This window comes from Pseudonocardia petroleophila, assembly GCF_014235185.1.
Classification (GTDB): Bacteria; Actinomycetota; Actinomycetes; order Mycobacteriales; family Pseudonocardiaceae; genus Pseudonocardia; species Pseudonocardia petroleophila.
This window is the reverse complement of record NZ_CP060131.1, coordinates 217,206-238,781: the sequence shown is the minus strand read 5'-3', so window position 1 is coordinate 238,781 and position 21,576 is coordinate 217,206. Positions and strand designations below refer to the sequence as shown.

Below are 21,576 nucleotides of genomic sequence, written 5' to 3'. Positions count from 1 at the left end.
TCGGCTTGTGAACGAGCAGATCCTCGCCGGGCGGGCTCGACGTCAACCCCTTAGCTGCTCGGCAGGAACACCAGCAGCGCGCGGTCCGGATCCGTGCCGGCCGCGTCGCGCACGGGATCGCGAGGTAGCACCTCTTGCCGCCACGGCGACGTCGTCGCGGCCCATGAGGTTGCAATCGGTGTTCCAGGACTTCTGCCCGGCCAGGTACGCGGTGCCGGTGCCGTGGGTAGCGGCGACCTGACGATGGAGGTCGAGCCGGTTGACCCGCTCCGGACGCACCAGGGTGACGGTCATGGTCCTGCTCCTCTCGTGACGATTCTCGTGACAGGCTTCCTACGGACCGACCGTGGGCGGGCGGCGCCAGGTGAGCCAGCCGCGGCACAGCACCCAGGCCGTGACGGTCGCGGCCACCAGTGCGCCGTCGACCCAGGCGGTCTGCGCGGCGCCGGGCAGGTCGAGCACGTACAGGGCGTGCACGATGACCAGCGTCTTGTGCGGCACGATGAGCTCCCACATGCCGCGTTGCGAGCGGGGCCGGACCGCGAGCAACGCCCACATGCCGGCGAAGACGAGGTAAGCCGCGGTCTGCCAGAACTCGGTCAGGACTCACTCGGCGAGAGCCGTGGCGGCGCGGGTGGCGCCGTCGGCGAAGGCGGCCGCCGTGGACAGGGCGCAGAGCGTCAGCAGCGCGCGCCCGGCGAGGTCGGCGCCGCGGGGCGGGGCGCCGCTGAAAACGGCGGCCGGGGGACGGTTCGCACTGGTCACGACGACTCCTGCAGGCCGGGGTGAACGTCCGTGCGGAGCGGGTCCGGGCGATCGACGACGGCGGTGACCTCGGCCTCGACCAGGATCCCGTCCTCGAAGAGGATGTCGACGCCGATCGCCGCGAGCGGCGGCCGCGGCAGGTCGAACTCACTTGAGGCCTGCTCCACGCCGGCCAGGAACTCGTCGTACATGCTGCGCTCCCACTTGGCGAAGTACCAGGTGAAGCGGACGACGTCGGCGAAGGTTGCTCCGGCCGCGGCCAGTCCCTTGGCAACGTTGCGGTAGATCTGGGCGACCTGACCGGCGAGGTCGTCGGAGACCAGCTCGCCGTTCTCGTCCCAGGCGACGTGGCCGGCCAGGTGGATCTGGGTGTTGCCGGTCGCGATCGCGACGTGGTGGTAGAGCGGGATCGTGACGTGGTTGTCGGGGTTGACCAGTCGTACGGGCACAGTGGTCTCGCTTTCGTCCGGCTGTGGTGCTGTTGGCTCAGCCCAGGAAGGCGCGCAGGGCGGCGTTGACCTCGTCGGCGTGGGTCCACAGCAGCCCGTGCGGGGCGCCGTCGATCTCCACGTACTGCGCTTCGGGCAGGGCCTGGCGGAAGCGGTGGGCCGTGGCTTCGATGGGGAGGATGCGGTCGGCGGTGCCATGCAGGATCAGGGCCGGCAAGCCTGCTGCGCGGACGGCCTCGACGTCGGCGCGGAAGTCCTCGATCCACGAGGAGACCACGGCGTGCGCGGCCAGCGGGGCGCTGGAGACCGCGACGTTCCAGCTGGCAGCGACCGCCTCCTGGCCGATGCGGCTGCCGAGGTTCTCGTCGAGGTTGTAGAAGTTGGAGAAGAACTGCTCGTACCAGGCGTAACGGTCGCCCTTGGCTGCGGCCTCGATGTCGTCGAAGACCTTCTGGGGTACGCCCTCGGGGTTGTCGTCCCGGGCGACGAGGAAGGGCTCTAGCGCGGCGAGGAAGGCGAGCTTCGCGACCCGTTGGTGGCCATACCGGGCGACGTAGCGGGCGAGTTCTCCGGTGCCCATCGAGAACCCGACGAGGACGACGTTGCGCAGGTCGAGCGCCTCCATCAGCACGTTCAGGTCGGCGGCGAAGGTGTCGTAGTCGTAACCGGACCCGACCTTCGACGAGCGGCCGAAGCCGCGCCGGTCGTAGGTGATGACGCGGTGGCCGGCGGCGAGCAGCTCGCGCGTCTGGCGTTCCCAGCTGTGGCCGTTGAGCGGGTAGCCGTGGATGAGCAGGACGGGCCGGCCGGTTCCCTGGTCCTCGTAGTAGAGCTCGATCGGGGTGCTGTTCTCGTTTCCGACGGTGATGTGTCCCATGATTTTCCTTTCCGAGGGTGTGCTTGCCTGTTACTGGCTGACGAGCAGGCGTACCGCGATCGCGGTCGCCTCGGCGATGGTGGCGTTGCCGGCCGTCGAGTCCGGGTCGTCGGGGTCGGTGAAGACGGCGAGGACCAGCGGTGCGCGATCCGGGGGCAGGATGATCCCGACGTCGTTGCGTTCGCCCTGCGCGCCTGTCCCGGTCTTGTCGCCGACCGCCCACCCGGCCGGGATCCCGGCGCGGATGGTGGCGTCGCCGGTCGTACTGGCGACGAGCCAGGCGGTGAGCCGGTCGCGGCCGGCCGGGGCGAGACCGTCGCTGAGGGTCACTGCCCGGATGATCCCGACGATGGCGGCCGGGGTGGTGGTGTCGCGCTCGTCGTCCGGGCTGGTGGAGACGTTGAGCTCGGGCTCGGTGCGGTCGAAGCGGGTGGTCGGGTCGCCGAGGCCGCGGACGAACGTCGTCACGGCGGCCGGCCCGCCGAGGAGGTCGAGGAGCAGGTTCGCCGCTGTGTTGTCGCTGACGGTGAGGGCGGCGTCGCACAGGTCGGCAACGGTCATGCCGGTCGCCACGTTCTGCGTCGTCACCGGGGCGTACTCGAGCAGCGCCTCGGGGCCGTAGCGGACGAGCCGGTCGAGAAGCGCGGGCTCGTTGGTGGCGCGGTCCAGGACGGCGGCGGTGAGGGGCAGCTTCGCGGTCGACGCCATGAGGAACCGCTCCCGACCCCGGTGCGACACGGTCGCGCCGGTCCCGGTGTCGAGAACGTGCACGCCGAGCCGGCCGCCGGAGCGGCCTTCGAGCGCGATGAGGTTCAGATCGTCCGGCGGAGCGGCGGGCGGTGGTGGCACGGCCACGGGAGCGGGCGAGGTCGTGGGTGTCGCGGGGATCCCGCAACCCGTCAGGGCCGCGCCCAGGGTGGCGGTCAGCATGCTGCGTCGGGTGATGCGTCGCTGGTTCATGGCCGTCCGGTGGTGCTCGACGAGAGCGCTGCAGTGATCACACCGGAGTGCACACCGTGCCGTTGCGGCACGGTCAACCGGATCGGCGTGGCAGGTGCGAGCTGCTCTCGCGCCGGCGGGACACCGGCCTGCGGAGTCTGGGCCGATTCGGGCCGCGAGCGGAGCAGGAGTCCGACCCGGCGCAGGACGTCGGCCTGCGCGGGGTTGTAGAGGTCGCGCACGGCCTCGTCGAGAGTCCGGGCCGCGGCGCCGCTCAGGCCGGTCGTCGCACTCCGCAGGTGGGGGAGCATCATGCGCAGTGTCCGGCTCCGGGGCAGCAGCGTTGTCGCGAGCTCGTGGCGCGTCGCGGCGTCAGCGTCGGCGGGCAGCTCGTCGAACGCGGTCGCCACCGGGCTGGCCGGGAGGTCGCGCAGCGAGTCGACGAAGTCGATGACCACCGCGAGGTCGAGCACCCTGGTCAACACGACCAGCAGGGCGCGGTCGGCGGCCGACAGGTCGACGTCCCGGATCCGCGCGGCCAGCGCGGGTGGCAGGTCGGTTGGTGCGGCCTCCTGGAGGATCTGCCGAACCTCGGTGCGCACGTCCCGCAGCCGGTCGAGGGTCCGGGCGAGGTGGGCGTCGAGCCCGCGGAGCGCTTCCCGGGGGTGCTGGTCCGCATCGCCCAGTTCCGCGATCTGCGGCAGGGTGAACCCGAGGTCGGCGAGGCGCTTGATCCGCACGATCCGGACGAGGTGCGTGACGCCGTACTGCTTGTAGCCGTTGGCCCGGCGTCGCGGCTCCTCCAGTAGGCCGACGTCGTGGTAGTGCCGTACCGCTCGCGCGGTGGTGCCGGCGAGGTCGGCGAGTTCGCGCGTGCTCCAGGCCACAGCAGATCCCTCCGTGAAGTCGGTGATGGGCGGTCAGGGGCGCGCGAGGCGACGTCGGCGGTCGGCCTCCGACAGACCGCCCCATACGCCGTGCAGCTCCCGGTGGACCAGGGCGTAGAGGGCGCACGGCTGGCGGACCGGGCAGGCGGCGCAGATCGCCTTCGCGACCCGCTCGCGGTGCTGCCGCATCGGTGGGCGCTCCTCGTCCGCGGCGAAGAACACCTCGCCGACGACACCGCCGCACAAGGCCCGCCGGTGCCACGACCGCACGTGTTCGGGGGTCGTCCGCCAGTCCGCGTACTGCCCGGCCCGGCCGGTGCGCACGACGACGGTGACGGGATCGGTGCTGATCATGGCGGTTGCTCGCTCCCCGGTCGCTCTGCTGTCGGGTACAAGCTTCGCGAGGACGGCGCCCCGGCCGCGTCGGTGGAAGTCCCTGACTCCGTTGCCGACCACGGCACGGAGACGCCGGTGTCGCGACGGCCCGCGCTCGCCCGCGGGCTTCGCATCGGTGACAATCACCGCAATCGGCCCCATGCGGTCGCCAGGGGGAGGACCGGACGATGCTGGTGGGCCGGCGCGTCGAGCACGAGGCGGTCGAGCGCCTGCTCGCCCTCTGCCAGCAGGGACGCTGCGGCGTGTTGCTGGTTCGCGGGGAGGCCGGAATCGGCAAGACCGCCCTGCTGCAGCACGCGCGTGAGACCGCCGCAGCGGCCGGGTTCCGGGTCGAGGACGTGGCCGGGGTGGAGGCCGAGGCGGAGTTCGCCTTCGCGGGCCTGCACCAGCTGTGCGCACCGCTGCTGGAGCGGGCCGCCGCGCTGCCCGAGCCGCAGCAGTCTGCGCTCGGAGTGGCGTTCGGGACGCGTGGCGGGCCTGCACCCGACCGGTTCCTCGTGGGGCTGGCGGTGCTGAGCCTGCTGGCCGAGGTGGCCGAGGACGGGCCGCTGCTGTGCCTGGTGGACGACGCGCAGTGGCTGGACCAGGCGTCCGCGCAGGTGCTCGCGTTCGTGGCGCGGCGGGTGGCGGCCGAGCGGCTGGTGCTGGTGTTCGCACTGCGCGACCCCGGTGACCGGGACGTCTCGGCGTTCGGCGGACTTCCCGACCTGCGGTTGGTCGGGCTGCCCGACCCCGACGCGCGGGCGCTGCTGGCCGCCGCGGTCCGCGCGCCGTTGGACGACGTGGTACGCGACCGGATCGTCGCCGAGGCGCGCGGCAACCCGCTGGCGTTGCTGGAGCTGCCCCGGGGAGCACCGCCGGCGCAGCTGGCGGGCGGGTTCGAGCTGCCCGACGTGGCGAGCGTCCCGCGCCGGGTTGAGGAGGCCTTCGGGCGCCGCGCGGGCAGCCTGCCGCCCGACACGCGGCTGCTGCTGGTGACGGCCGCGGCCGAGCCGACCGGCGATGTGGCGTTGCTGTGGCGCGCGGTCGCGCACCTGGGCGTCGCCCGCGAGGCGGCGGCGCCCGCCGAGGCGGCCGGGTTGGTGGAGTTCGGCACCCGGGTGCGGTTCCGGCACCCGCTGGTGCGCTCGGCGGTCTACCGGGCCGCGACCCTTCCCGACCAGCGCCGGGCGCACGGCGCCCTGGCCGCCGTTACCGACCCGCAGGTCGACCCCGACCGGCGCGCCTGGCACCGGGCGCAGGCCCTGACGGGCCCCGACGAGGACGCCGCCGCGGAGCTGGAGGGTTCGGCCGGCCGCGCGCGCGCCCGCGGCGGGCTGGCCGCGGCGGCGGCGTTCCTGCAGCGGGCGGCCGGGTTGACGCCCGATCCCGCGCGCCGCGCGAGCCGGGCGCTGGAGGCGGCGCACGCCAAGCACGACGCCGGTGCGTCCGAGACCTCCCTGGAGCTGCTGGCGGTCGCCGCGGCCGGCCCGCCGGACGCGCTGCGGGACGCGCGGATCGAGCTGCTGCGCGCTCAGATCGGGTTCGACCGCACGCGCGGCAACGAGGTGCCGGGGATGCTGCTGGACGCGGCCAGGTCACTCGCCCCGCTGGACCCGGCGCTGTCCCGCGAGACCTACCTGCACGCTCTCGACGCGGCCATCATCACCGGCGGCCTCAGCGACGGCCGCGGCCTGCCGGAGGTCGCCGAAGCCGCCCGGGCCGCACCCCCGCCACCCGGACCGCCGGGGCCCGCCGACCTGCTCCTCGACGGGCTGGTAACGACGTTCACGCAGGGGATCGTGGCCGGCGCCCCCGAACTCCGCCACGCGCTGGAGGCCTTCCGTGCCGACGACCTGTCGACGGCGCCCTCGAGCGAGGGCGACGCCCTGCGGTGGCTGTGGTTGGCCGGCCGCACCGCGATGCGGCTGTACGACGACGAGCTGTTGCACGTGCTGGCGCACCGGCACGTCCGGCTCGCCCGCGACGCCGGCGCGCTGGCCACGCTCGTCCACGCGCTCCCGTTCCTGTCGTCGGTGTCGTTGCTCGCAGGCGAGCTGTCCCGGGCCGGCTCGCTGATCGCCGAGGAGACCGCCATCAGGCAGGTCACCGGAGGCGTGCCGCTGCGCTTCGGCGGGCTGGCGCTGGCCGCCTGGCAGGGTCGCGAGGCCGAGTCGGCGGAGAGGCACGCCGCTGCCGTCGAGGAGGCCACCGCCCGCGGGAACCGTGCCGAGATCGCGCTGGTGCACCTCGCGCGGGCGGTGCTCCACAATGGTCTGGGCGACTACGCGACGGCGCTGGACGCCGCGGAGCGGGCGTGCGCCCAGCCCGATGCGACACACACCAACGCGGCCCTCCCCGAACTCGTCGAGGCGGCTGCCCGCGCCGGGCAGCCCGAGCGGGCGGAGGCCGGGTGCAGGCAGCTCGACATCCGGGCTCGCGCCGGCGGTACCCCGTGGGCGCTCGGGCTGGCGGCGCGCTCGCGGGCGCTGGTCGGCACCGGGCCCGCCGCGGAGCAGCACTACCGCGAGGCGATCGAGCTGCTCGGTGCCTGCCGGATGGCCACCTACCTCGCCCGCACGCACCTCGTCTACGGCGAATGGCTGCGCCGCGAGGGCCGCCGTCAGGCCGCCCGCCAGCAGCTCCGTACCGCCCACGGGATGCTGTCGGACATGGGCGTGGAGGCGTTCGCCGCCCGCGCCGCCCGCGAGCTGCGTGCCACCGGCGAGCACCCGCGCAGGCGCTCTGCCGAGCCGTCGGACTCGCTCACCGCGCAGGAGCTGCAGATCGCGCGGCTGGTGGCCACCGGGGCGACGTCCCGGGAGGTCGGCGGGCAGCTGTTCCTCAGCCCGCGCACCGTCGAGGCCCACCTGCGCGGCGTTTTCCGCAAGCTGGGCATCAGCTCCCGCCGCCAGCTCCGGGACCTGCAGCTTCCCTGACCGGAGCGACGGTGACATCGCCGGCCGCGCCGCGGGTCCGGCCGCGGTGGGCGGGCTCGACGTCCAGCCGGCGGGGCCCGGCCCCGACGACCCCCGTCGCCGGGGAGGGGACCGGTTCCGCGCCCCGTCGGCCGTCCAGTGAGCGGAACGCCGGTGCGGCGAGGGCGACGATCGCGGTGACGGCGGCCAGCCCGGCGAGGACCGCGCCGGCGACGGGGAGCCCGGCGGTGGCGGCGACGGCGGCGAGCGGGGCGCTGGTGAGGGCGGGTGCGGCGAGCATCACGGTGTTCTGGGCACCCAGGACGCGGCCGCGCATGGCGTCGGGGGTGGCCTCGATGGCGAGCACGCCGAGGATGGCCGAGGCCGGGGCGTTGGTGAGCCCGACGAGCGCCGCGCCGGCGAGTACCAGCCACGGCGAGGCGAGGGAGCCGATGCCGACGAACCCGACGATCAGGCCGGTCATGCCGATGACGAACCAGGTGCGGCGGCTCACCCGGCCCGCGGTTGCGGCGTACAGCGCGGAGCCGGCGATGCTGCCACCGGCGATGGCGGAGAGCGTCAGCCCGGTGAGGGCGGGGAGGTCCTCCGCGGTGAAGTAGGCCGGCATCAGGGTGCTCTGCAGGGAGCTGAGCACGGCGACGAGCATGGCGGTGATCAGGGTGGTGCCCAGGAGGAGCCGGTTGCGGGCGAGGAACCGCCACGACGTCCACAGGTCGGTCGCCGCCCGCCCGACCGCGCCGCCGGCTCCGGTGGCGTCCCGTTCGCGGGCGGGCACGTGGCCGGTGCGGGGGTCGAGCAGGAGCGTGGTGAGGGCGGCGAGCAGGCTCGTCGCGGCCGTGGCCAGCAACAGGGCCGGGGTCAGGCCGAGAACCACGATCAGCAGCCCGCCGAGGCCGGGGCCGGCCAGGACCAGGGTGTTGCCGACGGTCTCACGCGTCGCGACCAGGCGGTCCAGCCGTCCGGGGCCGCCCGGTGATCTCGCTGCTCGGAGTCGGGCCAGCGCGGGCAGCAGGGTTTCCTGGGCGGTCATGCCCGGCACCCGGACCACCGCTCCGACGACGGCGACGATCAGGAACCAGGTCATGTCCAGGCCCCACAGTGCGTCGATGAGCGGGAGTGCGGCGACCGAGACCGCCGCCAGCAGGCCGGACACGACCGAGACCGTGCGCCGGTCGACCCGGTCGACCAGCAGCCCGGCGACGATCCCGGTCGCGGCCGACGCGGCTGTGGCCACGGTGGCCAGCACCCCGGCGGCCAGGATGTCGCCGGTGCGGTCGAGCACCAGCAGCGGCAGCACGACGCTGGAGATGCCCATGCCGAGCAGGGACAGCCCGTAGGAGGTGAAGTAGATCGTGGGGCTGGCCCGCAGTGCGCGGCCGGGGGGTTCGGGCGTGGTCACGGTGTCCTCGCAGGGGTCGGGCGACCGGCAGCCTGCCGGTCGGACCATCAGGCAACGCCGTGCCGTCGCGGCAGGCTCAAGCGTCGGGGCGTGTGAGACGCGCCACCCGCTTCCGGTATTCGACCGGCCGGGCACCGTCGCCACGGTGATCAGTGAGCGGCGCCGAGCTCCAGGGCGAGCACACCGGCGATGACGAGCGTGATGCCGCCGATCTGCACCGGGGTCAGGCCGTCGCCCAGGAACACCGCGCCGATGATCGCGACCAGCGCCACTCCGGCGGCTGCCCAGATTCCGTAGGCGACGCCGACCGGCACCCCGGTCTTGAGCACCTGCGAGAGCAAGGTGAAGGTGCCGAGGTAGCCGATCACCACCAGGATCGACGGGACGAGCCGGGTGAAGCCGTCGGACAGCCGCAGGTTGATCGTCGCCATCACCTCGAGAGCGATCGCGGCGGCGAGCAGCAGGTAGGGCACGGGTCAGCCCGCCGCCGTGGTTCGCCCGCCCAGGGTGCGGGCGAGGAACCGCTCCAGGGTGCGGTACAGCTCGATGTTGCTGTCCGGGTTGACGAACCAGTGGCCCTCGCGCTCGTTCAGCAGGTACTCGACGTCGGCGCCGCGGGCTCGCAACGCCTCGACCACGCGGTCGGAGTGGCGGCGGTCCACCCGCGGGTCGTGGGCTCCGTGGACGAGCAGCATCGGCGCCGTGATGTCGTCGACCCGGGTGATCGGGGACCGGGCGAGCAGGTCGGCCTCCTGCTCCGGGACGTCCGGGTCGCCCATGTAGCGCACGTAGGTGTTCACCAGCGAGCGCCGTGCGAACGGGACGACGCCTCTGTTCATCTCGACGAGGTCGGACATCCCGGTGTAGCTGATGGCTGCGGCGAAGCGTTCCGGGGTGAACGCGGCCCCGACGAGCGCGGCGTAGCCGCCGTAGGAGTTGCCGTAGATCGCGATCCGGCCGCGGTCGGTCCAGCCCTCGGCGATGGCCCGGTCCAGGGCGTCGATGACGTCGTCGTGCATGCGGCCGGCGAACTGGCCGATCGCGGCCTGGGTGTGGGCCTTGCCGTAACCGGTGGAGCCGCGGAAGTTCACCTTCAGCACGGCGTAGCCGCGGTTCGCCAGGAACTCCAGCTCGGGGTCGTAGCCCCAACTGTCGCGGTACCAGGGCTCGCCGTGCCGCAGCACGACGGTCGGCAGGTCACGGGGCTCCACCCCGACCGGCAGGGTCAGGTGGCACGGCAGGTCCAGACCGTCGCGGGCTGTGAGGGTGATCGGGGTGACCGGGGCCAGCCGCGCGGGGTCCAGGTGCGGTAGGGACGGAACAACCGCCGGGCGGTGCCGGTGGTGTGGTCGTAGAACCAGGTGATGCCCGGGTCGCGGTCGTGGGTGCAGTCCACGACCAGCGCTGCGCCGAGAGATCGCAGGAGACATGAGCCAGGTCGCCGTCGGTGAGCTCCTCCAGCCGTGGCAGCACCGTCGCGAAAATACGGGTCGAGGGCGCGGATCTCCTGGCGGGCGCCGAGGTAGCGGGCCCCGAGCAGCTCCCCGGTGCCCGGGTGCACGATCAGCGAGGACGGAACCGCGGGTCGGCCTCCGGGCGGGGTCGTCCCGGTCGAACACGGGGTGGCTGTCCACTCCGATCTGCTCGCCGGTGTCCAGGTCGAGCCGCACCAGGCGGGTTCGGTCCGAACCCCGCGGCGATCCGATCCACAACCCCGTTCCGTCCGGGGTGGGTATGCAGGGGCTGAGACCGAAGGGGTGATCGAGACCGGGGAACCGGCTGATCAGGCGGGGTGTGCCGGCGTTCCAGTCGGACAGCAGGTGCCTGCCGTCGTCGGTCATGCTGAAGGCGAGGATGCGTCCCGTCGGTGTGCGCACCCAGCGGAGGACATCACCCGGGTTCTCGGCAAGCACGAGCTCAAGGACCGTGGCATCCGGGTCAACGTGGTGTCGCCGGCATGGATCGAGATTCCCGGGGGTGCCGCTTCGGCGACGAGGAGTCCGCCCGGGCCGTCAAGGAGAACGGCGCCGCGACCGTGGCCAAGGGCCGCATGGGTCGGCCTGAGGTGGTGTCGCCGGCATGGATCGAGATTCCCGGGGGTGCCGCTTCGGCGACGAGGAGTCCGCCCGGGCCGTCAAGGAGAACGGCGCCGCGACCGTGGCCAAGGGCCGCATGGGTCGGCCTGAGGAGGCCGCCGCCGTCGTGGCCTTCCTGGCCTCCGAACAGAGCACCTATGTCGTCGGCGCGAACATTGACGTCGACGGTGGCACGAACCAGATCTAGCTGTAATGCCCAGGCGGGTTGTTGACCCGGCTGATAGGTGGGAGACCTCCGAGCGCGGTGTGTCCGCGGTGATGGTTGTAGGTGTGTAACCATCCGGGCAAGGCCTGGGCCCGGTCGGTGTTGCTGGTGAACGGGCGTTGGTAGGCCCATTCCTCGAGCATGGTCCGGTTGAACCGTTCGGCTTTGCCGTTGGTCTGGGGTCGGTAACGGCGGGTGAACCGGGCGCTCGCGCCGAGTTCGGCCAGGGCGTCGTTCCAGGCCGCGGAGCGGCGGTAGGCCATGGCGTTGTCGGTCATGACCCGCTCGATCCGGTCGATCCCGTGCTCGGCTAGTGCTGCGGCGGCGCGGCGCAGGAACCCGGCACAGGTGCCGGCTTTCTCGTCGGGGTGGATCTCGGCGTAGGCGATGCGGGTGTGGTCATCGATCGCGGCGTGGACGTAGTCGAACCCGACCCGTGGCCCTGAGCGGGCTCGGCGGTGCACCAAGCTGTCGCGGCCGTGGACTTTCCATCCGCCTCCGTCGCGGAGGCGGCCGAGTTTCTTGACATCGACGTGGACCAGCTCGCCGGGGCGGTCGCGTTCGTAGCGGCGGATCACTGTGTCGGTGGGGCGGTCCATCCAGGCCAGCCGGGACAGCCCGTGCCGGGTCAGCACGGCGTGCACGGTCGAGGCGGGCATGTCCAGCAGCGGCCCGATCCGGGCGGGCCCAAGCTTGCGGGCGCGCCGCAGCTCGATGATCTGGGTTTCGACTTCGGTACCGGTGCGGTGCGGGATCCGGTGGGCGCGGCTGGGTCGGTCGCAGAGCCCGGCGTCGCCTTCGGCGCGGTAGCGGGCGACCCATTTGTAGCCGGTCGGGCGGGACACTCCCATCTCGGCGACGACGTGGGCGACGGGCCGACCGGACAGAACCCGGTCGACGAGGAGCTTGCGGCCGTGAACGGTCAGGCGGGCATTACGGTGGGCCATGAGACCTCCGTGCGGGTGTGAGCGTCAGCAACTCCCACCTCGCCCGGAGGTCTCGCCCTGTTCAAGCCGCCACGCCGTCAACAACGCACATGGGCACTACATCTAGCCCTGTCGACGTAGCCCCGAGATGAGTAGTTCGACCAGGTGGCGGGCGTCGTAGCGGGTGTCGTCGCCGACCCCGACGCAGAGGTTGCCGACGCCGCGCATCAGCTCGTAGGCGGCGACGTCGGTACGGATCTCGCCGGCGCCGGCGGCGGCGTCGAGCAACTGGGCGCACACGGGCACCAGGCGGTCGAGAAAGTACGTGTGCAGCGCGTCGAGGCCGTCGGACTGCAGCGCTGCGGCAAGTCCGTGCTTGGTGACGAGGAAGTCGACGAAGTGGTCCATCCAGTTCGCCAGCGCGGTGTACGGCGTGGCGGTGTTCGCCAGCAGCGCCGGGCCGGCCTCGGCACAGGCCTCGACCTGGTGCCGGTAGACGGCGACGATCAGGTCGGCCCGGGTGGGGAAGTGGCGGTAGATCGTGCCCATCCCGACGCCGGCCGCGGCCGCGATGTCACGTACCGGTGCCTGTACTCCCGAGGTGACGAACACGGTTGCCGCCGCGTCCAGGAGGGCCAGCTGATTGCGCCGGGCGTCGGCCCGCTTCCGGGGGGCCCGCCCGTCGGTGTCGGCCACCACCGCACTCCTCTCATCGCCTCGCTCGACAAACGGAACACTGCTCCGTATGTTGGTGGAGCACTGTTCCGCTTGTCCATCATGGCAGAGCGGAGCCTCACCCGTGACGAAGGAGCTCCGACCATGCAGTACCGCAACCTGGGACGCACCGGCGTGCAGGTCAGCAGCCTCGCGCTCGGCGCGATGAACTTCGGCGCGATCGGGCGCACAACCCAGGACGAGGTGACGGCCCTCGTCGACGCCGCGATCGAGGGCGGCATCAACCTGATCGACACCGCCGACGCCTACAGCCGCGGCCAGTCCGAGGAGATGGTCGGCCGCGCCATCACCGGCCGACGCGACGACATCGTGCTGGCCACCAAGGCGAGCCTGCCGATGGGCGACGAGCGCAACCACCGGGGTGGCTCGCGCCGCTGGCTGATCACCGCCCTGGACGACAGCCTGCGCCGCCTCGGTGCCGACTACGTCGATCTCTTCCAGATCCACCGGTGGGACCCGGCCACCAGTGACAAGGAGACGCTGTCCGCGCTGACCGACCTGCAGCGCGCCGGAAAGATCCGCTACTTCGGCTCCTCGACCTTCCCGGCCTACCGCGTCGTGGAGGCCCAGTGGGCTGCTAGGGACCATCACCTGAGCCGGTACGTCACCGAGCAGCCCAGCTACTCGATCCTGCAGCGCGGCGCGGAGACGCACGTGCTGCCCGTTACCGAACGCTACGGACTCGGCGTGCTGGCCTGGAGCCCGCTGGCGTCGGGCTGGCTCTCCGGCGCGGTCCGCGCGGGCCACGACATCACCACGAGCCGCTCGACGTTCATGCCGCAGCGCTTCGACACCACGATCGCCGCCAACCGGGCCAAGCTCGACGCCGTCGAGCAGCTCGCGAAGGTCGCCGACCAGGCCGGCCTGAGCCTGATCCAGCTCGCGCTCGGCTTCGTCGCGGCGCACCCGGCGGTGACCAGCGCGATCATCGGCCCCCGCACACCGGAGCACCTGCGATCCCAGCTCGCCGCCGCGGACACAGCGCTCTCCCATGACCTGCTCGACGCGATCGACGCGATCGTCGCGCCCGGCGTCGACCTCGCCGCCCACGAGAAGAACGACACCCCACCGGCCCTGCTCGACCCGACGCTGCGACGGCGCTCATGACACCCACGAGCTTCGGGATCATGACGGCGCCGATGCAGGTCGACTACCACGACGTCCTGCGGGTCTGGCGCGAGGCGGACACGATCCCCGAGATCGAGCACGCCTGGCTGTTCGACCACCTCATGCCGATCGGCGGCGACCCGGACGGACCGATCCTCGAAGGCTGGACCCTGCTCTCCGCCCTCGCCGCGCAGACCGAACGGCTGCGCCTCGGGCTGCTCGTCACCAGCAACCGCTTCCGGTCGCCTGCGGTACTGGCCAAGATCGCCACGACCGTCGACATCGTCTCCGGCGGACGGCTCGACCTCGGCATCGGCGCGGGCTCACGACCGAGCGTCCCCATGGCCCGCCGCGAGTATGAGGCCCACGGCCTGACCTATCACGACGCCGCCCACGCGGTGGGCAGCCTCGCCGAGGCGTGCACGATCATCCGCCGGCTGTGGACCGAGACCGAGCCGTTCGACGTCGACGGCACCTACCACCACCTCACCGGAGCGTTCGGCAACCCCAAGCCCGTCCAACGGCCCCACCCGCCGATCCTCATCGGCGGACGGGCGGCCGCGACGCTGCGCGTGGCCGCCGAACACGCCGACGTGTGGAACATCCCCGGCGGCGACATCGCCGACGCCGTCCGGCGCAGCGCGCTGCTGGACCGCTTCTGCGCCGACATCGGTCGCGACCCCGCGGCGATCACCCGCTCGATCCTCCTGCCGGTCTCCTACGAACGGCCCACCACCACCCGGGAGGCGATCGGCCGGGCCACCGGCGCCGGCTTCCGGCACATCGTCCTGGGACTGCCGACCCCCTACCCCGCCCACGTCGCCCAATGGGCCGCCGATGAGCTCATCACGACCTGACCGCGCGGTCGGCATGTACGTCGGCGCCGGGTCCACCTGACGTAGCCAACTACCGCTGGAGGTCACAACCTGGTCGAAGCCGGGTGCTCCGGCGGGCCGGATGGCCGTCCTGCGTTCGTTCGTGTCCATTGTGTCCTCGTCGTCCATGGGGCGCGCAGGGACGCCGGTCGGTTCGGCGAGTTCACTGCTGAGCATCCGACGTTCGAGTCGGTCCCGGGCGAGGAAGCGCACCGGCGTCCGCGAACTGTCCGGTGGCGACGAGGACCACGACGAGCACGAGCGGGACGATCCACCCGCTCCAGCCGAGGATCGTCGCCTGCGTTGTGTCGATGGGCGCCCCGGCCTGGGCGAACAGCAGGAACGTCCCGGCCGCTCCGTTGAACGCGGCATGGGCGAGGGCCGCCGGCCACACCGATCCCGATCGCAGCCGCAGCCAACCGAAGACCGCGCCGACCAGGGTGCACATGACGATCATCGAGGTCATGCCGAGCCAGCCCGCCGCGGCCGGGTAGTTGTACCCGAGCAGGATGAGTGGAGCGTGCCAGGCGCCCCAGACCACGCCCGAGATCAGGATGGCCGGGAGTGCGCCGAGGGGCATCAGTTTCGGGAGCAGCCACCCTCGCCATCCGAGTTCCTCCCCGAGCGCGGGGAGGAGGTTGACGAACGCCGCGAGCGGGAGCGTGGCGAGCTGGAGCGCGACGAGCGCTCCGGGGGAGATCGGCAGCTCGTCCGCTCCGGCGGCCCGCGCGTCGAGGAGCTGCCGGAACGCGGAGAAGTTCACGAAATCGGCCGGGTAGACGCCGAACAGCGCGCCGACCGGGAGCGCGACCAGGACGAGCGCGATGGGCACGACGATCCCCAGTGCCGCGTAGCCGAACATTCTCCGGGCCGGTGTCAGCGGCCACAGCCCCAGCGTCCGCGCCTTGTGCTGCGGCCGCTCGACGAAGAACACGACGACGAGGGCGGCGATTGCCGGAGTCGTCATCACCGCGACGGCCACGAGCGGGAACCAGGGGGTGGCGAGGCCGTCACCGAACCAGAGCGGGAGCGCGACCAGCCAGGCGAGCGTGAACGCAAGGGCGAGGAAAACGGCGACGGATCGCCGGTCGCGGAGGGGCATGCGGGGCGTGAGTCGGGTCGCTGCAGTGGTCGATCCGCCGGAGGTGCCGACGGTCATGATGTCTTCCTGTCGAGGATGTGCAGGCCGGCGATGACCCGATCGTCGCGCCCGGCCGCGAGGTCGCGGATCACCGAGGTGGCCAGTGCGGCGACGCCGGGTAGTGGTGTGGTGGTCATGAGTTCTCCTGTTCCCGGATCGATCGGTCTGCCGTAGCGCTGGAACGCTGCTTGTCGGGTCACGCCGGGCGCGTCGCCGACGACCTGCCAGGTGGCGCCGTTGTCGCGGGCGTGCCGCACGACAGCACGGACGACGTCGTCGGCACCGCCCGACGGGCGGACCGCGGACCGAGCGGCTTCCGACCTCGACCTCACGCACCGCGCCGTTCCGGACGGCCGTGTGGCCCCTGGGCTCGCGCCCCGAGGAAGGCCAGGACCGCGGTGACCACCTCGGCCGGGAACTGCACGTGCGGGTAGTGGCCGGCCCCGTCGATCATCTCGACCCGGGCCAGGCCCGGCGGCATGGCGGCCACGATGCCCTCGCCCTCGGCGCGGGCATCGGGCCAGTCGGGGTCCAGCGAGCCCTCGATGACGAGTGCGGGACACCGGATGTCCCCGAGCCGGGCGCCGGCGTCGCTCGGCGCGGACATGCCCATCCTGCTCACCACCGCCATCCGACCGGGCCGGCGCAGCTGGGCGTCGAGTTCGGCGAGGTGTTCGGCGAAACCCGGGGGCCGGGACCCGGGGTAGGCGTGCTCGACGTAGCGTCGCCACAGCCCGACACTGCGGAACAGCGCCGCACCTATGAGCAGCAGCACCCCCCTGCGGTAGCGGGCCCGGGAGACGAGTCCCCAGAGGTCGATCTGCTGTACCCGAGTGAACGGGCTGATCAGCACGATGGCGATGACCAGCTCCGGCTCCCGGGCGGCCGCGATCGTGGCCGAGCCGCCGGTGAACGAGTGGCCCACGATCACGGCCGGGCCGCCCAGGTGCCGGACCACCGCGAGCAGGTCGCCCGCCGAGTCGGTGCGGGTGTAGGAGGTCCAGCCACTGCTGGACCCGCCGTGGCCGCGCTGGTCCACGCACGCGACGCGGTACCCCGCGTCGACCAGCCGTGCGGCCATGTCGCGGTAGGCGCTCCGGTTGTCGCCCATGCCGTGGGCCAGCACGATCAGCGGTCCGTCACCGATCACGTCGTAGGCGAGCCGTCCACCGTCCAGTTCCAGGAACTCGGTCACGTCTGTACTCCTCGGTAGCAGTTGTCGACATTGGGACGGGCCGTGTGTTCAGGCTTCCGTGTGCGGGCGCGTGTTCGCGTCGGTGGAAGTTCCCGCCTTCTGCGCCGGTCCGCGATCGAGCGACACCACCGACCGTGCTCGGAGAGCACCGGTGCTGGCCGCGTGCGGTCCGCGTCGGTGATAATCACCTAGATCGGTGTCCGGGACCGTGGGCACCCGGGGAGGACGAGGCGATGCTCCGGGGTCGGCGCGACGAGCACGAGACGCTTCGGCAGCTGCTCGTCCGGGCTCGGGACGGGCACAGCGGGGTGCTGGTGCTGCGGGGTGAGGCCGGCATCGGCAAGACCGCGTTGCTGCAGGACCTCGGGGCCGGGGCCGGGCACGGGTTCCGCACGGAGAACGTCGTGGGGATGGAGTCCGAGGCGGAGTTCGCCTTTGCGGGACTGCATCAGCTGTGTGCGCCGTTGCTGGCGCGGTCCCGGGCGCTGCCCGAGCCGCAGCAGGCCGCCCTGGGGGTGGCGTTCGGCCTGCGTGACGGGGCTGCGCCGGACCGGTTCCTGGTGGGTCTGGCGATCCTGAACCTGCTGGCCGAGGTCGCCGAGGACGGGCCGCTGCTGTGCGTGGTGGACGACGCGCAGTGGCTGGACCAGGCGTCCGCCCAGGTCCTGGCGTTCGTGGCGCGGCGGGTGGTTGCCGAGCGTGTGGTGCTGCTGTTCGCGCTGCGGGATCGGGGCCATGGCGACGCCGGCCAGGGCGATCCCGGCGACGTCGACGCGTTCACTGGGTTGCCGGAGCTGCGCCTGTCCGGGCTCGCCGACACGGAGGCTCGGACGTTGCTGGCCACCGGGGTCGGCACATCGCTCGACGACGAGGTCCGCGACCGTATCGTCGCCGAGGCGCGGGGCAACCCCCTGGCTCTTCTGGAGCTGCCCCGGGGTGTCGAGCGGGCTCAGCTGGTCGGCGGGTTCGAGCTGCCGGACGTGGTGAGCGTTCCGCGGCGCATCGAGGACGTCTACCGGCAGCGCTCGGACAGCCTGCCGGCGGCGACGCGGCTGCTGCTCCTGGTCGCCGCGGCGGAGCCGACCGGTGAGGCGGCGTTGCTGTGGCGCGCGGCCGCGCACCTGGACCTCACGGCCGAGGCGGCGGCCCCGGCCGAGGCCGCCGACCTGGTGGAGATCGACATACGGGTGCGGTTCCGGCATCCGCTGGTCCGCTCGGCGGTCTACCAGGCCGCCACCCCGCCGGACCGCCGCCGCGCGCACCACGCCCTGGCCGCCGCGACCGATGCGCAGCGCGATCCCGATCGGCGGGCCTGGCACCGTGCGCAGGCCGTGCTCGGCACCGACGAGGAGACCGCCGCCGAGCTGGAGCGATCAGCCGGGCGGGCCCGCGCCCGCGGCGGGTTGGCCGCGGCGGCGGCGTTCCTGCACCGCGCGGCCGAGCTGACCCCGGAGCCGGCCCGCCGTGGGGCACGAACACTCGACGCCGCGCACACCATGCACGAGGCGGGCGGGTCCGCGGTCGCGGCGCAGCTGCTGGAGGTCGCGGCGCAGGGACCGCTGGACGACGTGGCGGGCGCCCGCGCCCAGTTGCTGCGCGCCCGGATCGCGTTCCACCTGACGCGGGGCGCCGAGGTGCCGGGCATGCTGCTGGACGCCGCGACCAGGCTCGCCCCGCTGGACCCGGCGCTGTCGCGGGAGACCTACCTCCACGCCATCGATGCCGCGATGATCGTCAGCGGTTCCGGCGACGGCCGGGACTTGCAGAAGGTGGCCGAGGCCGCCACCGCGGCGCCCGCATCGCCCGGGCCGCCGGGCCTAGCCGATCTGTTGTTCGACGGGCTCGTGACGATGTTCACGCACGGGTACGCCGCCGGCGTGCCCGGACTGCGCCGGGCGGTGGAAGCGTTCCGCAGCGAGGGATCCACGGGTGACGCGGACGGCCGCCGCTGGCTGTGGCTGGCCAGCCGCGCTGCGGGCGGGCTCCTCGACTCCGAGATGGCCCAGCTGCTGGCCGAGCGCAACGTCCGCGTCACCCGCGAGGCCGGCGCGGTGGCGGCGCTCCCGGGCGCACTCGTCTTCCTGTCCGCGACGCAGGTGACCCAGGGCAATTTCGGGTACGCCGCCGAGCTCGCCGCCGAGAGCGAGGCGATCACGCAGGCCACCGGGGCAGCGCCGCAGCACTACGCCCAGCTCCTCCTGTCGGCCTGGCGCGGCCGCCGCACCGAGACCGTCGAGCTGCACGCGGCCATGGTCCGGGAGGCGGCCCGGCCTACGGGCACCCTGGTCGCACTGGCCTACTACGCGCTGTCGGTGCTCCACAACGGCCACGGCGACTACCCGGCCGCCCTGGCCGTCGGGGAGCGGGCCTGCGATGCCCACGAACTGACGCATGGCAGCACGGCGCTGCCCGAGTTCATCGAGGCGGCGGTCCGGGCCGGCGAGCCGGAGCGGGCGGCCGACGCCCTGGAGCGGCTCTGCGCGCGGGCGCAGGCGAGCGGTACCCCGTTCGCGCTCGGGCTCGCGGCCCGCTCGCGCGCGTTGACCGGCACCGGGCCGGCCGCGGAGGAGGACTACCGGGAAGCCGTCGACCGGCTCAAGAACAGCCGGGCCGCCACGCACCTCGCCCGCACCCATCTCCTCTACGGCGAGTGGCTGCGTCGCGAAGGCCGTCGCCAGGACGCCCGCGAGCAGCTCCGCACCGCCCACGAGATGCTCTCCGACATGGGCGCGGAGGCGTTCGCCGACCGCGCCGCACGCGAGCTGCGCGCGACCGGCGAGCACCCGCGCGGCCGGACCGCGCAGCCGACCGATGCGCTCACCGCCCAGGAGCTGCAGATCGCCCGGCTGGTGGCCACCGGGGCGACGTCGCGGGAGGTCGGCACGCAACTGTTCCTCAGCCCGCGCACGATCGAGGCCCACCTGCGCAGCGTCTTCCGCAAGCTCGGGATCACGTCTCGCCGGCAACTTCGGGACCTGCCGCTCCCCTGACTGCGGTCGCGCCCGATGCAGCGTCCGCAGGGGCGAGGGCACGCGTCCGCCGGCCGCGCCCGGATGCTACCGGCGGACCTCCAGTGGGTCGGTGGATCAGAAGCGCTCCTGCAACCAGCCGGTGACCAGGTCGAGCACGTCCGGCGCGACGGTGGTCTCGATCCTTGCGTACTCGGCGAGCGAGCCGGTGTCGGCCGGCTGCATGAGGTGGTTCAGCCCGGGGAGAGTGCGCACGGTGGCATCCGTGTTGCCGGACAGGAGCGCGACGGCACGCGGCTCGCTCTGCTCGGCGGGGACCTGCAGGTCCTTGCCGCCGTAGAAGGCCAGCACCGGCACCGACAGCTCGCCCAGTGCCGCGGCCGGGTCGTAGGTCACCAGCGCCCGCGTCACCGGCGAGACCAGAGCCGCCGCCTGGGCGTCGACCTGCTCGGGGGTGGGCCGCTGCGCGGGTGGCAGCGCCGCGGCCTGCTCGGCGATCCGGGTGCGGGTCAGCTCGGCAGCCCGGTCGTAGTCCTGCGCCCGCAGTAGCGCGACGAGCTCCCGCACGTACGCGACCTGCGTCTCGACCTCCGCCGGAGGGCTGCCCGCCTGCGCCAGCAGCCGCTCGTTCTGCCGCACCAGCACGTCCTCACCGGAGACCGCCGGGCCGGCCATGAGCACGACGAACGCGACCTTCCCGGCCGCCTCGCGCGCGACCAGCGGGGCCAGGGAACCGCCCTCGCTGTGGCCGAGCAGCCCGATCCGTGCCGGGTCGATCTCGGGCCGCGAAGCCAGGTGGGCCGCGCCGGCCAGCACGTCGGCGGTCAGCTCCTCGTAGGTGGCCCGGGAGTAGTCCCCGCCGGAGCCACCGACACCGCGGTCGTCGGTCCGCAGGACCGCGTAGCCGGCCCGGGTGAGCGCGTCGGCGAGCACCAGGAACGGTCGGTGCCCGGCCACGGACTCGTCCCGGTCCTGGGGGCCGCTGCCGGTGATCAGGACGACGGCGGCGAACGGCCCGGGCCCCTCCGGCAGCGTCAGCGTGCCGGCCAGGGTGAGGTCCCCGCTGGGGTAGCTGATGTCCACGGCGCGGTAGGGCAGCGGCGGCTGTGGTTCCTGCGGCCGGACCGGTGGCGCCGGGGCGCCGCGTTCGAGGCGGAACGGGAACGTCTGCCCGGCCTGGGTGTAGTCACCGGCGATGCCGGCCGCGCCCTCGGCGACCGTTCCGTCGAAAGCGGCGCCCCCGGGCAGGCCGGGGACGGCGGCGGTGAACCGCGCGCCCTCGACCCGTACGTCGGCCAGCGGCAGGTCGGTGGCCCCCTGCGCCGCCACGTCCATCGTGCCGGCGCCGTCGGCGCTCAGCGTGATGCCGATGTCCAGCGGGGCGCCGGGCACGTCAATGCGGCCCTGCCACTCCCCGGTCAGGTTGAGACCACCGGTCGCGGCCAGCGGGCCGGCGCACCCCGAGCCGAGCAGCGCCACGCCGAGCAGGACAACGACCGTCGCGACCGGATCGGCCCGGCCGCCTCGGCCGGGAGGGCGTGGGTGGGTCGCCGCGTGCCGGGGAACGCCGGGTTCGGGTGCAGGCATCTGTGGGCTCCGTTCGAGCGCGGATCGGGTGGAGGCAGCGAACCCCATCGGACACCGTGCCGTCACGGCACGCTCAAGCCCGTGCCGCTGTGACCCCGATCGCGTCCGCC

At 73.3% G+C, this 21,576-nt stretch carries 22 protein-coding genes; 5 read left to right on the top strand and 17 right to left on the bottom strand.

Annotation, left to right across the window (positions count from 1 at the left end):
• Positions 1-42: 42 nt before the first annotated feature.
• The 8 genes from H6H00_RS01165 to H6H00_RS01130 are packed head-to-tail and all read right to left on the bottom strand — an operon-like array spanning position 43 to position 4,271.
• The gene (locus H6H00_RS01165) at positions 43-294 is read right to left on the bottom strand and encodes a hypothetical protein (protein WP_185719545.1); all 252 of its coding nucleotides are present in this window, start codon (positions 292-294) and stop codon (positions 43-45) included.
• A gap of 39 nt (positions 295-333) precedes the next feature.
• The gene (locus H6H00_RS01160) at positions 334-558 is read right to left on the bottom strand and encodes a hypothetical protein (RefSeq protein WP_185719544.1); all 225 of its coding nucleotides are present in this window, start codon (positions 556-558) and stop codon (positions 334-336) included.
• Between the two features lie 48 nt (positions 559-606).
• On the bottom strand, positions 607-765 hold the full coding sequence (locus tag H6H00_RS01155) for a hypothetical protein (protein ID WP_185719543.1): 159 nt from the start codon (positions 763-765) through the stop codon (positions 607-609).
• Positions 762-1,214, bottom strand: a complete 453-nt coding sequence (locus H6H00_RS01150) for a RidA family protein (protein ID WP_185719542.1) — start codon at positions 1,212-1,214, stop codon at positions 762-764. The genes H6H00_RS01155 and H6H00_RS01150 overlap by 4 nt, the downstream gene beginning before the upstream one ends.
• 37 nt (positions 1,215-1,251) lie before the next feature.
• Positions 1,252-2,091: an alpha/beta fold hydrolase gene (locus H6H00_RS01145; RefSeq protein WP_185719541.1), complete on the bottom strand. Its 840-nt coding sequence runs from the start codon at positions 2,089-2,091 to the stop codon at positions 1,252-1,254.
• A 30-nt stretch (positions 2,092-2,121) separates the two neighbouring features.
• Positions 2,122-3,021 carry a class A beta-lactamase gene (bla, locus tag H6H00_RS01140; protein WP_221775752.1) on the bottom strand — a complete coding sequence of 300 codons (900 nt, stop codon included), beginning with the start codon at positions 3,019-3,021 and terminating at the stop codon, positions 2,122-2,124.
• Positions 3,022-3,047: 26 nt separating this feature from the next.
• Positions 3,048-3,917 carry a helix-turn-helix domain-containing protein gene (locus H6H00_RS01135; protein WP_185719539.1) on the bottom strand — a complete coding sequence of 290 codons (870 nt, stop codon included), beginning with the start codon at positions 3,915-3,917 and terminating at the stop codon, positions 3,048-3,050.
• A gap of 33 nt (positions 3,918-3,950) precedes the next feature.
• Complete coding sequence (locus tag H6H00_RS01130) at positions 3,951-4,271, bottom strand: WhiB family transcriptional regulator (RefSeq protein WP_185719538.1); 321 nt, start codon at positions 4,269-4,271, stop codon at positions 3,951-3,953.
• A gap of 209 nt (positions 4,272-4,480) precedes the next feature.
• On the opposite strand from H6H00_RS01130, the gene H6H00_RS01125 reads away from it, so the two are divergent.
• Positions 4,481-7,231 (top strand): ATP-binding protein, encoded by a 2,751-nt coding sequence (locus tag H6H00_RS01125; RefSeq protein ID WP_185719537.1) that lies wholly within the window; start codon positions 4,481-4,483, stop codon positions 7,229-7,231.
• Here the strand turns inward: H6H00_RS01125 and H6H00_RS01120 are convergent.
• The 3 genes from H6H00_RS01120 to H6H00_RS31740 all read right to left on the bottom strand — a co-directional run bounded on the left by H6H00_RS01120 (position 7,191) and on the right by H6H00_RS31740 (position 10,060).
• A complete protein-coding gene (locus H6H00_RS01120) occupies positions 7,191-8,630 on the bottom strand; it encodes an MFS transporter (RefSeq protein ID WP_255425513.1) in 1,440 nt (479 codons plus the stop codon). The two genes, H6H00_RS01125 and H6H00_RS01120, sit on opposite strands and share 41 nt — an antisense overlap.
• A gap of 149 nt (positions 8,631-8,779) precedes the next feature.
• Complete coding sequence (locus tag H6H00_RS01115; RefSeq protein WP_185719535.1) at positions 8,780-9,103, bottom strand: DMT family transporter; 324 nt, start codon at positions 9,101-9,103, stop codon at positions 8,780-8,782.
• A 3-nt stretch (positions 9,104-9,106) separates the two neighbouring features.
• Positions 9,107-10,060, bottom strand: coding sequence for an alpha/beta hydrolase family protein (locus tag H6H00_RS31740; protein ID WP_255425512.1), 954 nt, complete (start codon positions 10,058-10,060; stop codon positions 9,107-9,109).
• A 649-nt stretch (positions 10,061-10,709) separates the two neighbouring features.
• On the opposite strand from H6H00_RS31740, the gene H6H00_RS31735 reads away from it, so the two are divergent.
• Positions 10,710-10,913, top strand: coding sequence for an SDR family oxidoreductase (locus tag H6H00_RS31735; protein WP_221775750.1), 204 nt, complete (start codon positions 10,710-10,712; stop codon positions 10,911-10,913).
• On the opposite strand, the gene H6H00_RS01100 is transcribed toward H6H00_RS31735, so the two are convergent.
• Both H6H00_RS01100 and H6H00_RS01095 read right to left on the bottom strand, forming a co-directional pair.
• Positions 10,910-11,878 carry an IS481 family transposase gene (locus H6H00_RS01100; RefSeq protein WP_185719534.1) on the bottom strand — a complete coding sequence of 323 codons (969 nt, stop codon included), beginning with the start codon at positions 11,876-11,878 and terminating at the stop codon, positions 10,910-10,912. The two genes, H6H00_RS31735 and H6H00_RS01100, sit on opposite strands and share 4 nt — an antisense overlap.
• A gap of 102 nt (positions 11,879-11,980) precedes the next feature.
• Positions 11,981-12,553 (bottom strand): TetR/AcrR family transcriptional regulator, encoded by a 573-nt coding sequence (locus H6H00_RS01095; RefSeq protein ID WP_221775749.1) that lies wholly within the window; start codon positions 12,551-12,553, stop codon positions 11,981-11,983.
• 123 nt (positions 12,554-12,676) lie between these two features.
• On the opposite strand from H6H00_RS01095, the gene H6H00_RS01090 reads away from it, so the two are divergent.
• Both H6H00_RS01090 and H6H00_RS01085 read left to right on the top strand, forming a co-directional pair.
• Positions 12,677-13,699 (top strand): aldo/keto reductase, encoded by a 1,023-nt coding sequence (locus H6H00_RS01090; protein ID WP_185719532.1) that lies wholly within the window; start codon positions 12,677-12,679, stop codon positions 13,697-13,699.
• Complete coding sequence (locus tag H6H00_RS01085) at positions 13,696-14,556, top strand: LLM class flavin-dependent oxidoreductase (RefSeq protein ID WP_185719531.1); 861 nt, start codon at positions 13,696-13,698, stop codon at positions 14,554-14,556. Before H6H00_RS01090 ends, H6H00_RS01085 begins: the two co-directional genes overlap by 4 nt.
• Before the next feature lie 181 nt (positions 14,557-14,737).
• Here H6H00_RS01085 and H6H00_RS01080 read toward each other — a convergent pair whose 3' ends face one another.
• The 3 genes from H6H00_RS01080 to H6H00_RS01070 all read right to left on the bottom strand — a co-directional run bounded on the left by H6H00_RS01080 (position 14,738) and on the right by H6H00_RS01070 (position 16,910).
• Complete coding sequence (locus tag H6H00_RS01080) at positions 14,738-15,676, bottom strand: CPBP family intramembrane glutamic endopeptidase (RefSeq protein ID WP_185719530.1); 939 nt, start codon at positions 15,674-15,676, stop codon at positions 14,738-14,740.
• Positions 15,677-15,729: 53 nt separating this feature from the next.
• Positions 15,730-15,972 carry a hypothetical protein gene (locus H6H00_RS01075; protein ID WP_221775748.1) on the bottom strand — a complete coding sequence of 81 codons (243 nt, stop codon included), beginning with the start codon at positions 15,970-15,972 and terminating at the stop codon, positions 15,730-15,732.
• 71 nt (positions 15,973-16,043) lie between these two features.
• Positions 16,044-16,910 (bottom strand): alpha/beta fold hydrolase, encoded by an 867-nt coding sequence (locus H6H00_RS01070; RefSeq protein WP_185719529.1) that lies wholly within the window; start codon positions 16,908-16,910, stop codon positions 16,044-16,046.
• Between the two features lie 233 nt (positions 16,911-17,143).
• Between H6H00_RS01070 and H6H00_RS01065 the strand changes: the two genes are divergently transcribed.
• Complete coding sequence (locus tag H6H00_RS01065; RefSeq protein ID WP_185719528.1) at positions 17,144-19,900, top strand: ATP-binding protein; 2,757 nt, start codon at positions 17,144-17,146, stop codon at positions 19,898-19,900.
• Positions 19,901-19,996: 96 nt separating this feature from the next.
• On the opposite strand, the gene H6H00_RS01060 is transcribed toward H6H00_RS01065, so the two are convergent.
• Positions 19,997-21,358, bottom strand: coding sequence for an alpha/beta hydrolase family protein (locus tag H6H00_RS01060; RefSeq protein ID WP_221775747.1), 1,362 nt, complete (start codon positions 21,356-21,358; stop codon positions 19,997-19,999).
• Between the last annotated feature and the right edge of the window lie 218 nt (positions 21,359-21,576).